The organism is Micromonospora chersina, from assembly GCF_900091475.1.
Taxonomy (GTDB): Bacteria; Actinomycetota; Actinomycetes; order Mycobacteriales; family Micromonosporaceae; genus Micromonospora; species Micromonospora chersina.
The window spans coordinates 2,766,529-2,780,661 of the sequence record NZ_FMIB01000002.1 but is presented as its reverse complement, the minus strand read 5'-3'; the positions used below and the strand labels follow the sequence as shown (position 1 = coordinate 2,780,661).

Annotated in this window: 14 protein-coding genes; 11 read left to right on the top strand and 3 right to left on the bottom strand. The window is 74.4% G+C overall.

Annotated elements, in window-relative coordinates:
- Positions 1–82: 82 nt before the first annotated feature.
- From infB to GA0070603_RS12555, 8 genes are all read left to right on the top strand, one after another.
- On the top strand, positions 83–3,085 hold the full coding sequence (gene infB, locus GA0070603_RS12590) for a translation initiation factor IF-2 (protein WP_091312205.1): 3,003 nt from the start codon (positions 83–85) through the stop codon (positions 3,083–3,085).
- Between the two features lie 78 nt (positions 3,086–3,163).
- The gene (locus GA0070603_RS12585; protein WP_091312201.1) at positions 3,164–4,222 is read left to right on the top strand and encodes a TRM11 family SAM-dependent methyltransferase; all 1,059 of its coding nucleotides are present in this window, start codon (positions 3,164–3,166) and stop codon (positions 4,220–4,222) included.
- A 34-nt stretch (positions 4,223–4,256) separates the two neighbouring features.
- The gene (locus GA0070603_RS12580) at positions 4,257–4,550 is read left to right on the top strand and encodes a DUF503 domain-containing protein (RefSeq protein WP_091312198.1); all 294 of its coding nucleotides are present in this window, start codon (positions 4,257–4,259) and stop codon (positions 4,548–4,550) included.
- Between the two features lie 247 nt (positions 4,551–4,797).
- Positions 4,798–5,283, top strand: a complete 486-nt coding sequence (rbfA, locus tag GA0070603_RS12575; RefSeq protein WP_091312194.1) for a 30S ribosome-binding factor RbfA — start codon at positions 4,798–4,800, stop codon at positions 5,281–5,283.
- The gene (locus GA0070603_RS12570; protein ID WP_091312190.1) at positions 5,280–6,326 is read left to right on the top strand and encodes a DHH family phosphoesterase; all 1,047 of its coding nucleotides are present in this window, start codon (positions 5,280–5,282) and stop codon (positions 6,324–6,326) included. The genes rbfA and GA0070603_RS12570 overlap by 4 nt, the downstream gene beginning before the upstream one ends.
- A gap of 86 nt (positions 6,327–6,412) precedes the next feature.
- Positions 6,413–6,823: a hypothetical protein gene (locus GA0070603_RS12565; protein ID WP_091312186.1), complete on the top strand. Its 411-nt coding sequence runs from the start codon at positions 6,413–6,415 to the stop codon at positions 6,821–6,823.
- Positions 6,823–7,032 carry a DUF6186 family protein gene (locus GA0070603_RS12560; protein WP_172968016.1) on the top strand — a complete coding sequence of 70 codons (210 nt, stop codon included), beginning with the start codon at positions 6,823–6,825 and terminating at the stop codon, positions 7,030–7,032. The genes GA0070603_RS12565 and GA0070603_RS12560 overlap by 1 nt, the downstream gene beginning before the upstream one ends.
- A 628-nt stretch (positions 7,033–7,660) precedes the next feature.
- On the top strand, positions 7,661–8,986 hold the full coding sequence (locus GA0070603_RS12555; RefSeq protein ID WP_091312180.1) for an MATE family efflux transporter: 1,326 nt from the start codon (positions 7,661–7,663) through the stop codon (positions 8,984–8,986).
- A gap of 114 nt (positions 8,987–9,100) precedes the next feature.
- Here GA0070603_RS12555 and GA0070603_RS12550 read toward each other — a convergent pair whose 3' ends face one another.
- From GA0070603_RS12550 to GA0070603_RS12540, 3 genes are all read right to left on the bottom strand, one after another.
- Positions 9,101–9,280, bottom strand: coding sequence for a hypothetical protein (locus tag GA0070603_RS12550; RefSeq protein WP_244282508.1), 180 nt, complete (start codon positions 9,278–9,280; stop codon positions 9,101–9,103).
- 62 nt (positions 9,281–9,342) lie between these two features.
- The gene (locus GA0070603_RS12545) at positions 9,343–10,389 is read right to left on the bottom strand and encodes a hypothetical protein (RefSeq protein WP_091312177.1); all 1,047 of its coding nucleotides are present in this window, start codon (positions 10,387–10,389) and stop codon (positions 9,343–9,345) included.
- A gap of 125 nt (positions 10,390–10,514) precedes the next feature.
- The gene (locus GA0070603_RS12540; RefSeq protein WP_091312172.1) at positions 10,515–11,516 is read right to left on the bottom strand and encodes a hypothetical protein; all 1,002 of its coding nucleotides are present in this window, start codon (positions 11,514–11,516) and stop codon (positions 10,515–10,517) included.
- 145 nt (positions 11,517–11,661) lie between these two features.
- Here GA0070603_RS12540 and truB point away from each other — a divergent pair, with 145 nt between their 5' ends.
- The 3 genes from truB to rpsO all read left to right on the top strand — a co-directional run bounded on the left by truB (position 11,662) and on the right by rpsO (position 13,954).
- Complete coding sequence (gene truB / locus GA0070603_RS12535) at positions 11,662–12,546, top strand: tRNA pseudouridine(55) synthase TruB (protein WP_091312169.1); 885 nt, start codon at positions 11,662–11,664, stop codon at positions 12,544–12,546.
- 28 nt (positions 12,547–12,574) lie between these two features.
- A complete protein-coding gene (locus GA0070603_RS12530) occupies positions 12,575–13,501 on the top strand; it encodes a bifunctional riboflavin kinase/FAD synthetase (RefSeq protein WP_091312167.1) in 927 nt (308 codons plus the stop codon).
- Positions 13,502–13,684: 183 nt separating this feature from the next.
- Complete coding sequence (rpsO, locus tag GA0070603_RS12525) at positions 13,685–13,954, top strand: 30S ribosomal protein S15 (RefSeq protein WP_043962418.1); 270 nt, start codon at positions 13,685–13,687, stop codon at positions 13,952–13,954.
- The last annotated feature ends 179 nt before the right edge of the window (positions 13,955–14,133 follow it).

Here is a 14,133-nt window from a genome sequence, read left to right as displayed (position 1 = left end):
AGTCCCTGAAATGACCAGGCTTCAAGTGCACGAGTGAGGTCGCTGCGGGTGCTGCCCGCACGACCTCGGAGTGAGGAGTGCAGTGGCAGGAAAGGCCCGCGTACACGAGCTCGCCAAGGAGCTCGGGGTCGAGAGTAAGACCGTTCTCGCCAAGCTCAAGGAGATGGGCGAGTTCGTGAAGTCCGCGTCCAGCACCGTCGAGGCGCCCGTCGCCCGACGGCTGCGTGGCGCATTCGTCGCGTCCGCCGGTGGCACCTCGGCGCCGGCCGCCCCGCCGGCGGCCGCCCCGAGCCCGGCGACGACCCCGACGCCGTCCCCGACCCCGGGCGCCCCCCGGGTCTCGGCCAAGCCGATGCCGCCCCGGCGGCCGGCCGCGCCGACCCCTGGACCGAAGCCCAAGGGCCCGGTCCCCGGCCCGCCGCAGGCGGCGACCCCGGTCGCCAAGCCGGCGAGCGCGCACGACATCGAGGTGGCGGCCGCCGAGGCGCGCGCCGCCGCCCTCAAGGCTGAGCAGGAGGCCGCGGTCAAGGCCGCGCAGGCCGCCCGCCAGCAGCAGCGGGAGAACGTCCGCCGCGAGCCCCCGACCGAGGGTGGTCCCCGTCCGGGGCCGCGTCCGGGTCCGAACGCGGCGCCGCCGCGTCCGGGTGCCCCGGGCGCCGGCCGTCCCGGTGGCCCGACCCCGGGCCCGGGTGCCCGGCCGGGTGGTCGTCCGCCGGCGCGCGGCGCCGGCAACAACCCGTTCGGTATCCAGGGTGGCCAGCAGCAGCGGCCCCCGGCCGCCGGTGCCGGCGGTCCCCGGCCGAGCCCGGCGGGCATGCCGCCGCGGCCCAGCCCGGCGTCCATGCCGCCCCGGCCCAGCCCGGCCTCCATGCCGAGCCAGCGGCCGACCACGGGTCGCCCCGGCGGTCCCGGTGGCGGTCGTGGCGGACCCGGTGGCGGCGCGGGCCGTCCCGGTGGCGGCGGTGGTTTCCGCGGCGGTCCCGGTGGCGGTGGCGGCGGCGGTGGTTTCCGCGGCGGTCCCGGTGGCGGTGGCGGTGGCGGTGGCTACCGCGGCGGTCCCGGTGGCGGCGGTGGCGCTCCCGGCGGCGGTTTCCGCCCGGGTGCCCCGGCCGGCGGCGGTGGCCGTCCGGGTGGTGGCGGTCGTGGCCGTGGCGGTGGCGCCGCGGGTGCCTTCGGGCGTCCCGGTGGCCGGCCGACCCGCGGTCGCAAGTCGAAGAAGCAGCGCAGACAGGAGTTCGACAACCTGTCGGCCCCGACCATGTCCTCGGGTGCCCCCCGGGGTCAGGGTCAGGTCGTCCGGCTGTCCCGTGGCGCCTCGCTGTCGGACTTCGCCGACAAGATCAACGCCAACCCGGGTTCGCTGGTCCAGGAGATGTTCAACCTGGGCGAGATGGTGACCGCGACCCAGTCCTGCTCCGACGACACCCTGCTCCTGCTGGGTGAGCACCTCGGCTTCGACGTGCAGATCGTCAGCCCGGAGGACGAGGACCGCGAGCTGCTCGCGCAGTTCAACATCGACCTCGACGCCGTGGTGTCGGAGGACCGCCTGGTCAGCCGTGCGCCGGTCGTGACCGTCATGGGTCACGTCGACCACGGTAAGACCAAGCTGCTCGACGCGATCCGCAAGGCGAACGTCGTGGCCGGCGAGGCGGGTGGCATCACCCAGCACATCGGCGCCTACCAGGTCCACGTCCCGCACGAGGGCGAGGACCGCGCGGTGACCTTCATCGACACCCCGGGTCACGAGGCGTTCACCGCCATGCGTGCCCGTGGTGCCCAGGTGACGGACATCGTGATCCTGGTGGTGGCGGCCGACGACGGCGTGATGCCGCAGACCATCGAGGCGCTCAACCACGCCAAGGCGGCGGACGTGCCGATCGTGGTCGCGGTCAACAAGGTCGACAAGCCGGAGGCGAACCCGGACAAGGTCCGCCAGCAGCTGACCGAGTACGGTCTGGTCGCCGAGGAGTACGGCGGCGACACCATGTTCGTCAACGTGGCGGCCAAGCCCGGCATCGGCATCGAGGAGCTTCTCGAGGCCGTGCTGCTGACCGCCGACGCGTCGCTGGAGCTGACCGCTCCGATCGACGGGCCGGCGCAGGGTGTCGCCATCGAGGCGCACCTGGACAAGGGCCGTGGTGCGGTGGCTACCGTGCTGGTGCAGAAGGGCACGCTCCGTGCCGGCGACTCGATCGTCGCCGGTGGGGCGCACGGCCGCGTCCGCGCCATGCTGGACGAGAACGGCAAGCCGGTCGACGAGGCCGGTCCGGCGCGTCCGGTCATGGTGCTGGGTCTGACCACGGTGCCGGGTGCGGGTGACACCTTCCTGGCCGCCGAGGACGACCGGACCGTGCGGCAGATCGCCGAGCAGCGGCAGGCGCGACGGCGGGCGGCGGCATTCGCCAACTCCCGTGGCCGGGCCACCCTCGAGACGCTCATGGAGCAGCTCAAGGAGGGCGAGAAGACCTCGCTCAACCTGGTGCTCAAGGGCGACGTCTCCGGTTCCGTGGAGGCCCTCGAGGACGCGCTGTTCAACCTCGACATCCCCGAGGAGGTCCAGCTTCGGATCATCCACCGGGGCGTGGGCGCGATCACCGAGAGCGACGTCATGCTCGCGAGCGCCTCGTCCGAGGCGGTCACGATCATCGGCTTCAACGTGCGGGCCGCCAACAAGGTCCGCGAGATCGCCGACCGCGAGGGCGTGGAGATCCGGTACTACACGGTCATCTACCAGGCCATCGAGGAGATCGACGCCGCGCTCAAGGGTCTGCTCAAGCCGGAGTACGAGGAGGTCGAGCTGGGCACCGCGGAGATCCGCGACGTCTTCCGCTCGTCCAAGATCGGCAACATCTCCGGCTGTATCGTCCGGTCCGGCCTCATCCGCCGCAACGCCAAGGCGCGGCTGCTGCGGGACGGGGCGGTCGTGGCGGACAACCTCACGATCAGCTCCCTGAAGCGGTTCAAGGACGACGCGACCGAGGTCCGCGAAGGCTTCGAGTGTGGTCTGACGCTGGGCGGGTTCAACAACGTCCAGGTCGGCGACATCATCGAGACCTTCGAGATGCGGGAGAAGCCGCGCGCCTGAGCGGTGTGAACGACGGAGACGGCCGGGGCCTGCGGGTCCCGGCCGTCGCCGTTTCCGCAGGCTGCGACAATCTCGGGCGTGCTCAGGTACGCGCTGCTCCTCGCCCCCTCCGCCAACCGCGTCTACGCCGACGCCGCCGGCCGGCTCGCCCGCGCCGAGCTGACCGTGTTCGCCGGGTCGGGGGTGCTCGACGCGCCGCCGGCCGACGCCGCCGTGGAACGGATCGGCGGGGTGGAGTACCTGACCTTCGCCGCGCCGGAACCCGGCCTCGGCGCCCGCGACCTGGCCCACCTGGCCAACCTGTCGGCGGCGTACGCGCTCTTCGAGCGGGTGGGTGACGACCTGCTCCGGCCGGTGCCGCTGCACCCCCTCGCCCGGTACGACTCCGACCTCATCACCATCCCCAAGTACGCCGGCAAGACCAACGAGCAGTTCACCCGGCTGCTGCTCAACGTCACCGTGCTGGCGTCGGCCTCGGCGCCCCGGATGCTGGACGGACCGGTCGTGGTGCTCGACCCGCTCTGCGGCCGGGGAACCACCCTCAACCAGGCGCTCATGTACGGCTACGACGGCATCGGCGTGGAGCACGACGGCAAGGACGTCGACGCGTACGCGGCGTTCCTGCGTACCTGGCTGCGCCGCAAGCGGCTCAAGCACACCGCCGAGATGGTGCCGGTGCGGCGGGACCGGAAGCTCGTGGCCCGGCGGTTCGAGGCGGTGATCGCGCCGTCCCGGGACGCGCACCGGGCCGGGGCGACCCAGCGGGTGACCGTGCTGCACGCCGACACCACCCGGGCCCGCGAGGCGCTCCGGCCCCGCTGCGCCGACGTGATAGTCACCGACGCTCCGTACGGGGTGGCGCACGGCAGCCGCAGCGACGCGGGGCTCTCCCGCAGCCCGCTGGACCTGCTCGGCGCCGCCGTGCCGGTCTGGCGGGAGTTGCTGCGCCCGGGCGGGGCGCTGGGGCTGTCCTGGAACACCCACGTGGCCCCGCGGGCGGCGGCCGAGGCGGTGCTGGCCGAGGCCGGCCTGCGCGTCGTGGACGGGCCCGGCTGGCGGGACCTCGCGCACCGGGTCGACCAGGCGATCGAGCGGGACGTGCTGGTGGCGGTAGCGCCCGGGGACCAAAACGGGTGACCGGGGCGGGGCTCCTGCCGTACCGTTGCTCGCCGTGTACACCGGAACCGCGCAATTCGACCTGTTGCTCCCGGGGGATTCCCGGTCCCTGAAGGCCAAGCGGTCGTACGTCCGGCCGATCGTCGCGGCGCTCCGCCGGTTCGAGGTGTCCGCCGCCGAGGTCGGGGCGCTCGACCTGCACGGCCGGGCCCAGATCGGGGTGGCCGTGGTGGCCGCCGAGCCGGCGCACGTCCGCGAGGTGCTCGACTCCTGCGAGCGGCTGGTGGCCGCGCGCCCGGAGATCGAACTGCTGTCGGTCCGCCGTCGCCTGCACGGCGAGGAGGACTGAGCGGGCCCTCCCGGTCGGCACGGGCGGCCCCGCGCGGGGGCGGCGATCGCGCGGGTAATGTTCGGGATGTTGGGCGGTCGGACCCGGCGGCGCCCGCGCCGTCCGTCTCCGGCCGACGGCTCCCGCGACGGCTTCAGGTGGCGGCGCGGCGTCAGACGCGCCGAGCTGAGGTCGTCGTAGCGGGCCGGCGTCGGACGCGCCGGGCCGGAGCCGTCGTAGCAGGCACGAAGCCCTGGAGGTGGGGGACATGACGGATCCGGCCAAGGTACGCCGGCACGCGGAGCGCATCCGTGAACTGGTCGCGTCGGTGGTGCGGAGCCAGATCAAGGACCCCCGGCTCGGGATGATCACCATCACCGACGCCCGGATCACCGCCGATCTCCGCGACGCCACGGTCTTCTACACCGTGCTCGGCGACGCGGCGGCCCAGGCCAGCACCGCGGCGGCGCTGGAGAGCGCCAAGGGCATGCTCCGCAGCACCGTCGGCAAGGCGCTCGGGCTGCGCCACTCGCCGACCCTGACCTTCGTCCTCGACGACGTGCAGGACCAGGTCAAGCACATCGACGACCTGCTCGCGGCGGCCCGCAACGCCGACGCCGAGGTGCAGCGCCTGGCCGCCAAGGCCCAGTACGCGGGCGAGCCCCAGCCGTACCGGGTCGAGGACGAGGACACCGACGAGGTCGAGGACGCCGACACCGAGGACGACGAGCCGCGCGGCGGCGACCGCCGGTGACCGGTTCCGCCGCGGGCGGGCCGCCGGCCGGTGCCGGCCCGACCGACACCGACTGGGCGGCCGCCGTCGCGGCGGTACGCGGGCTCCCCGCCACGGCGCGGGTGCTGCTCATCTGTCACATCAACCCGGACGGCGACGCCCTGGGCAGCATGCTCGGCTTCGGGCTGGGCCTGCGCCGGCTGGGCGTACGGCAGCTCCAGGCGACCTTCCCCGGCCCGCCGGAGGTGCCCGAGCCGTTCCGCTGGCTGCCCGGGTCGGAGCTGCTCGTGGGGCAGGACGACGCGTACCCGGACCCGGACCTGGTGATCTGCTTCGACGCGGCGAGCGAGTCCCGGCTGGGCGACCTGGTCGACCGGCTGGACAAGGCGGGCACCGCGTTGGTGCTGGACCACCACGCCTCGAACACCGGGTTCGGCGGCATCCACCTCGTGGATCCGCACGCGGCGGCCACCTCGGTGGTCGCGCTCGGCCTGCTGGACCGGCTCGGGGTGGCGCTGGACGCGGAGATCGCGGCCTGCCTCTACGTGGCGCTGAGCACCGACACCGGCTCGTTCCGCTTCGAGGCCACCACGCCCGCCGTGCACGAGCTGGCGGCCCGGCTGCTGGCCACCGGGATCCGGCCGGGGGAGATCTCCCGGCGGATCTTCGACACCCGCCCCTTCGGCGCGGTCCGCCTCTTCGGTGAGGTGCTGGGCCGGGCCCGGCTGGAGCTGGCGGCCGCCGCCGGGCACGGGCTGGTCTGGACCTACGCCACCCGCGACGACCTGGCCCGGCACGACCAGCCGGCGTACGTGCTGGAGGCCCTGATCGACTCGGTGCGCTGCACCGCCGAGGCGGACGTGAGCTGCGTGGTCAAGCAGGCCGGCGACGACGAGTGGGCGGTCTCGCTGCGCAGCAAGGGCGCTGTCGACGTGAGCCGGGTGGCCACGGTGCTCGGCGGCGGCGGCCACCGGTTCGCGGCCGGGTTCACCGGGCGGGGCACTGTCGACGAGGTGGTCGAGCGCATCCGCGCCGAGCTGTCCGGCGCCCTGCTGCCCGCCTGACCCACAGCGGCTCGGGGTCGGAACCGGGGGTTACTCCGGGGCGTGCCGGTCTTCCCGCGCTCCGTGACGCTGGGGACAATCGGGTGATGGATCACCCCCGTGAGCTCACCGTCGAGGCGCCCCGGGCCTGGGACCGCCCGGTCGTCTCCGTGCCGGTGCTGATCTGCCTCTCGCTGGTCGGCGGGCAGATGCCCTCCTTCTCCGCCGCCGCCAACCTCTACACCCTGGGCACCGGCGGGGCGTTGATCTGGGTCGGTCTGAGCAACCGGGTGCCGCCCCGGCGGCCGGCGCCGACGCGGCTGCCGCCCGGCGCGCTCTGGTGGCTGCTCCCGGTCACCGTGTTCGGGGTGTTCGAGGGAGCCACGTTCGTGCTGTCGGTGGGGGACGAGTTCCCCACCTTCTCCCGGCTGGCCGACCCGCTGCTGGAGGACCACCTGGTCCGCTCGGCGGCCTGGTTCGCCTGGCTGACCGCGTTCTGGGGGCTGGTCCGCCGATGATGCGCGCGCTGGCGATCGGCGGCTTCCTGGCCGCGCTGCTGCTCTTCGCGGCCGTCGAGTGGGCCGCCCGGCGGGAGGGCTCCCGGATCCCGTCCCTGGCCGACGTCTGCGCCTTCGTGATGCGGTACGAGGTCGGCCCGGTGCCGGTGGGCCGGATCGGCCTGTTCGGGTTCTGGTGGTGGCTGGGCTGGCACTTCCTGGCCCGCTGAGGCGCGTTCTCCGGTGTCCGTATCGCGGGAACAGTGGGCAGCATCTGGAAAGTGAACGTTAATTTGGGTGGGGGCCGGCGCTTCGGCGCTGGTCATGGGCGGTGGTGCCACACCCGGTGCTCCCTCCCTCCAGGGTCAGACCGACCCGGGCTCACGCTGCCAGGGAGCCGCTCCGGTGATCCCGGACCGCTGCCGGCGCTCAGCAGACCGACGGCTTCACGTCGCGGCGCGGTGGAACGCGCCGGGCGGGAGGGGTCGGACGCCCCGTAGGGCCGCCGTGTGCCGGTGGTCCGCACCCTGGAAGGGAACTCCCATGGCGACCAAGCGCAAGCCGCAGACCGAGAACACCACCGACGAGGCGCGCGAGCAGATGCGCCGCGCTCTGCAGACCTCGATGGACACCCGTCAGTGACGGTGGCCGCCCGGCGGTGACGCCGCACCCACGACGTCACCGCCGGCTGACCCCCTCCCTCCCTCGCCCCCGCGCCGCCGCCTCGATCATGAGGTTGGCGGCGTTCGTCGTCTCCGGAGCCGCCGCCAACGTCATGATCGCCGCGGGGGGCGGCCGGGACGGTAAGTAGTGCCCGGGGTTGCGTACCTTACGGCTAGCGTGCCAGGATCGGCGGCGATGAGTCAGACTGTCGCGCCCGCCGCCCCGTCCGCCACGGCTCGGCGGATCGCCGCGCTCGCCCTGCCGGCCCTCGTGGTGCTCGCCGCCGAGCCGCTCTACGTGCTCGTCGACACCGCCGTGGTCGGGCACCTGGGCCGGGTTCCGCTCGCCGCGCTCGCCGTCGGCGGCACCGTGCTGACGCTGACCGCCTGGCTCGGCACCGTCGTCGCGTACGGCACCACGGGGCGGTCGGCCCGGCGGTTCGGCGCGGGGGACCGGGCCGCGGCCGTGGCCGAGGGCGTGCAGGCGTCCTGGCTCGCCCTGAGCGTCGGCGTGCTGGTGGCGCTCGCCATCCAGGTCGGTGGTAGCTGGCTGGCGCGTACCCTCGTGGGCGGCCCCGGCGAGGTGGCCGACGCCGCCGCGACCTGGCTGCGGATCGCGGCGCTCGGCGCGCCCGGCCTGCTGCTCGCGGCGGCCGGCAACGGCTGGTTGCGCGGCATCCAGGACACCCGGCGGCCGCTGCTCTTCGTGCTCGGCCCCAACCTGCTCTCGGCGCTGCTCTGCCCGCTGCTTGTCTACCCGGCCGGGCTCGGCCTGGCCGGGTCGGCCGTGGCCAACGCCGTCGCGCAGACCATCTCGGGTGGCCTCTTCGCGGCGGCCCTGGTCCGCGAGCGGGTCCCGCTGCGCCCCCGGCCCCGGCTCATCGGCCAGCAGCTCGCGCTCAGCCGCGACCTGCTCATCCGTGGCGTCGCATTCCAGGCCAGCTTCCTGTCGGCGACCGCCGTGGCGGCCCGGTTCGGCGCCGCCGCGGTCGGCGCGCACCAGATCGCCGTACAACTCTGGTTCTTCACCGCCCTGGTGCTCGACGCCCTGGCGATCGCCGCGCAGTCCCTGATCGGCGCGGCGCTCGGCGCCGGGGAGGCCGCCGCGGCGCGCGCCCTGGCCCGGCGGATCGCCCTGCTCGGCGGCCTCTGCGGCGTGGCGTTCGCGCTGCTCATCGCCGCCGGCGCCGGCCTGGTGCCGTCGTGGTTCAGCTCCGATCCGCAGGTACGCGAGCAGGCCATGGTGGCCTGGCCGTGGTTCGTGGCGCTCCAGCCGATCGGCGGCGTGGTGTTCGCCCTCGACGGCGTGCTGATCGGCGCGGGGGACGTCCGCTACCTGCGCAACCTCACCATCGTGGCGGCGCTCGGCGGCTTCCTGCCGGCCATCTGGCTGGCCTACGGGCTCGACCTCGGGCTGGGTGGGATCTGGGCCGGGCTGACCCTGTTCGTGGTGCTCCGGCTCGTCGCCCTGCTGCTGCGGCTGCGCTCCGGCGGCTGGGCGGTGGTCGGCGCGGTCCGCTGACGCCCCCTCCGCAACTGGAGCAGGTGGAGTCGCCGGTCAGCAGTGGGTCGGCACGGCGATCGGGTGGTCCGGGTCGTCCAGGGCCTGCGGATCCTTCGGGAGCGGCGCGTCCGGTCAGATCTCCTGTTGCCTGATCTTGTGGAAGAGGTAGAGCGTGCCCACCACCAGGACGGTGGCCACCACGGCCACCACCACGAAGGACGCGATCGCGGAGACCACCGGGTGCCGCTCGCTGAACCGGGTGCGCCCCCGCCACGCCCAGAGCCGGCGCCGTGCCGCGGCCAGCGCCGGCACGCCGTCGACGAGGTCGGAGAGGCGGCGGCCGAGGGTGCGCCGCGGCGGCTCCGGGTTCCCCCTCAGCAGGTGTCGGGAAGGTCCAGCGTCGCGGCGGGGTCGAAGACCGCGTCCAGCTCCGGGCCGTCGAAGCTGCGGGTGCCCAGGTCGAGCAGGCCCTTGTCGTACGCCGCGCAGTCGACGTTGGCGGCGTACGCGTTCGCGTCCTCGATCCAGAGCCCGGTCGAACTGCTCTCGACGTCGTCGGGATGCGGCACGCTCCAGACCACCGTGTCGTGCACGACGACCAGCGCGTCGCCCGGCACCGTGCTGGTGGTGCGGAAGGCGTACGACCAGACGAAGTTCGTGGTCACCGCCAGGATGCGGATCCCGTCGTCGTCCTTTGTGGCGCGGTAGCTGATCCGACCCCGCACCCTGGGCTGGTCCGCGGTGAGCCGGGCGCCGGGCGCCATCCGGGTGGCGTACGCGGCGAAGGTGTCGGACGCGAAGGCCTTGCGCAGGCCGCCTCGGGCGTCCCGGGCGAACTGCCGGACCAGCGGCTCGGGGTCGTCGCCGGTCATGAACTGGCGGTCCAGCCGCGCGGTCACCAGGACCTTCCGGACCTTCGCCAGTGCGGCCGCCACCTGCTTCTCGGTGAACGGGCCGGTCCGTTTCGCGGCCGGCAGGACGATCCCCGCCTCCCCCTGGAGGAAAGCGGCGGCCGGGGTGCCGTCGAAGGGGTCGGCGGCCCGGGGTGGCGCGGCGGACGTGGCGGCCGGCGCGGCCGACGTGGGGGACGGTGCGCCGGACGGCGGGCCGAACGTCGGGAACACCACCGGCCGCCCGCGCGCGGACGGCATCGACACCAGGACGGCCCCGCCGACCACCCCGACGAAGGCGAGCAGCAGCAGTGCCGTGACGCCGGTCAGCAGGGAACCGGAGTTCCGCCAGCCCCGCCGGCCGCCGTCGCGGCCCGGACCGGCCCCGCCGGGCGGACCGGCCGCGCCAGGCGGACCGAAGGCGCCGGGTGGGGGGCGGCGCGGCCACTCCGGCGCCGCCGCCGGCGGTCCGGGCCGCTGGGCGGGCGTGGGGTGGCGCGGTGGTGCGGAGTCCGGCCGGTCGTCGGTCATCGCGGCCTCCGGTCAGGAGTGGGCGAGATGTCAGTGAGTGTCCCACCTTGTCGCCCGACGCGGTAGCCCCCGACTCCCTCCTCAGCAGGGCTGGAACGAATCGGTGCAGTGCTCCCCGGGTGAGCTCAGCAGGTGTCCGGGATGTCGAGGGTGCGGTCGGGGTCGAAGACGGCGTCCGGGTCCGGGTCCTCCGGTCCGCCGTAGGTGGGGCTGCCGACGTCCAGCAGGCCCTTGTCGAAGGCCGCGCAGTCGATGTTGGAGCCGTACGAGTCGGCCTTCTCGATCCAGAGCCCGTTGGAGCCGCTCCGCACGTCGCCGCTGTGCGGCACGCTCCAGACGACCGTGTCGTGCACCACTACCACCCCGTCGCCGGGCACCCCGCCGGCGGTGTGGAAGGCGTACGCCCAGACGAAGTTGCTGGTGATCTCGAGGATGCGGATGCCCCCGGCGTCCTTCGTGGCCCGGTAGCTGATCCGCCCCTTCACCCGAGGCGGGTCCGCGGTGATCCGCGCGCCGGGCGCCAGCCGGGTGGCGTAGGTGGCGAAGACGTCGGAGGCGAAGTCCTTGCGCAGGTCGGCTCGCGCGTCCGGCGCGAACTGCCGCAGCAGCCGGTCCGGATCCTTCGAGGTGATGAACGTCCGGTCCAGCCGTGCGGTCACCAGTGCCTTGCGGACCTTGGCCAGCGCGGCGGCCACCTGCTTCTCCGTGAACGGCCCGGTCCGCTTCGCTGCGGGCAGGGCGATCCCCGCCGCCCCCTCCGGGAAGTCGGCGGCCGGGGTGCCGTCGAAGGCGCCGGCGGCCGGGGGCGGCGACGCCGACGAGACGGCCTGCTCGCCGACCGGCTGGCTGATCGTCGGGTACGCCGCCGGCCCGTCCGCCCAGCGCTGGACGCCCAGGTAGCCGCCCGTGGCGACGAGCCCGAAGAAGACGAGCGCCAGCAGGGCCGCCACGCCGCCGAGCAGCTTGCCCGAGTGGTCGGCCAGCCAGATGCGGAACCGGTCGGAGCGGTCGGGCTCGGCCGCCGTGGCCGGCTGGCGGAGCCAGTCGGGGACCGTCCCCAGCCCGTCGCCGGGCGGGTACGGCTGGTCGGGACGGTGGGGTTCGACGGTCGGGGGGTGCTCGGTCATCTCGGTTCCCAGCGGTTCATGTCGTCGCTGCTCGTCGTGCTCGCGGGCACGAGTGCGGCGAGGGGCTCACGATCTTGACATCCGGCTCGATCAGGGCGGTATCCCCCGCAGGGCCGATCGCGGCCGTCTGGCAGGCTTTGCGGTCGTGAGCACAGACGGTCTGATCGTTGTCGACAAGCCCGGCGGCATGACGTCGCACGACGTGGTGGCCCGGATCCGGCGGCTGGCCCGGACCCGACGGGTGGGGCACGGCGGCACGCTGGACCCGATGGCCACCGGCGTGCTGGTGATCGGGGTGGGCCGGGCCACCCGGCTGCTCACCTACGTGATCGGCGCCGGCAAGAGCTACACCGCCACGATCCGGCTGGGCCAGGCGACGGTGACCGACGACGCCGAGGGCGACGTCATCGCCAGCACCCCGGCCGGGGCGGTCACCGACGAGGCGGTCCGCACCGCGCTCGCCGCGCTCACCGGCGAGATCGACCAGGTGCCCAGCGCGGTCAGCGCCATCAAGATCGACGGGCAGCGGGCGTACAAGCGGGTGCGCGAGGGCGAGAGCGTCGAGCTGCCGGCCCGGCGGGTCACCATCTCCCGGCTGGACGTGCTGGCGATCCGCCGGGACACCCCGGACGTGGTGGACGTGGACGTGGACGTGACCTGCTCGTCCGGGACGTACATCCGGGCCATCGCCCGGGACGCGGGCCTGGCCCTCGGGGTCGGCGGCCACCTCACCGCGCTGCGCCGCACCGCGGTCGGCGGGTTCACCCTGGCCGAGGCGGCCACCCTCGACACGCTGGAGCAGCGCGCGCCCGACGTGGTGAACCTGCCGCTGGACACGGCCGCCGGCCGGTTCTTCCCGCGCCGGGACGCCACGCCGGAGGAGGCCAGGGTGCTGTCCCACGGCGGGCCCCTGGACCCGGCCGGCATCGCCGGGCCGTACGCGGTCTTCGGCCCGGACGGCGGGCTGATCGCTATCGTCAGCGAGCGGGACGGCCGGGCCCGCGCGGAGATCGTGCTGGCCCCCGCCTGACGGCGTGGGCGGACAGGGGAGGAGCGGCATGCAGCGGTGGCGGGGGTACGAGGCGGCGCCCGGCGGCTGGGGGCGTTCGGTGGTCACCATCGGCGTCTTCGACGGGGTGCACAAGGGCCACCAGGCCACCATCGGCCACGCCGTGGCGCGCGCCCGCGAGCTGGGTGTCAAGTCGGTGGTGGTGACGTTCGACCCGCACCCGGCCGAGGTGGTGCGTCCCGGCTCGCACCCGGCCGTGCTCACCGAGCCGGCCCGCAAGGCGGAGCTGATCGAGGCGCTCGGCGCCGACGTGCTCTGCGTGGTGCCGTTCACCCCGGAGTTCTCCCGGCTGCCGGCCGAGGCGTTCGTGCACGACATCCTGGTCGAGCACCTGCACGCCGCGCTGGTGGTGGTCGGCGACAACTTCCGGTTCGGGCACCGGGCGGCCGGCGACGTGGCGCTGCTGGAGCGGCTGGGCCGCACCTTCGGCTTCGGCGTGGAGGGCGCCCCGCTGGTCGCCGAGGCGGGCACGGTCTTCTCCTCCACGTACATCCGTTCGTGCGTCGACGCGGGCGACGTGGCCGCGGCGGCCGCCGCCCTGGGCCGCCCGCACCGGGTGGAGGGCGTGGTGGTCCGGGGCGACCAGCGCGGGCGTGAGCTGGGCTATCCGACCGCCAACCTGCTGACCCACAGGTACGCGGCGGTCCCCGCCGACGGGGTGTACGCGGCCCGGCTGGTGCGCCGCGGTGGGGAGCCCCTGGCGGCGGCGGTCTCCATCGGCACCAACCCGACCTTCTCCGGGCGGGAGCGCCGGGTGGAGGCGTACGCGCTGGACTTCACCGGCGACCTGTACGGCGAGCGGCTGGCCCTGGACTTCGTGGCGCACCTGCGGGAACAACGGACGTACGACGCGATCGAACCGTTGGTGGCCCAGATCGCCGAGGACGTGGAGCGGACCCGCCGGGCGGTCGGCTGAGCGCTTCGTGGCCCTTCACCGGGCGCTTCCCCGCCGGGCTGGTAGTCTTGCGGTGACGTCGGCTGACCGACGTGGGGCCTCGCGTGCCTGCACGACGCCGCGGGTGCGAGGAACCGGTCCGTTTCCCGGTCGCTCCGACCGATCCGACGGACCTCATCGAACGTTCCACGAAACAGGGAGAACATGGCGCTCGACCAGGAAGCCAAGGCCAAGATCCGCGCGGAGTACGCGACCGCCGAGGGCGACACCGGTTCGCCGGAGGTGCAGGTCGCGGTCCTCACCAAGCGGATCGCCGAGCTCACCGAGCACCTGAAGGTGCACAAGCACGACCACCACAGCCGCCGTGGGCTGCTGCTGCTGGTCGGCCGTCGCCGTCGGCTGCTCAACTACGTCCAGAAGAAGGACATCAACCGCTACCGGTCGCTCATCGAGCGGCTCGGTCTGCGCCGATGACGTGACGGGGGAGTGGCCGGTCGGCCGCTCCCCCGTTCCGGTACCACCGAAGAACCCGGCCGCGCGACAACCCGAGAGGGAGCCGGTCAGCACCGGTCTCCGGTAGTGGCCCCCGGAATCCCGGCATGATGCCGGCCACCCGGGCGCTTCGATCGAAGACCGGCCGCCTGAGCAGTTCC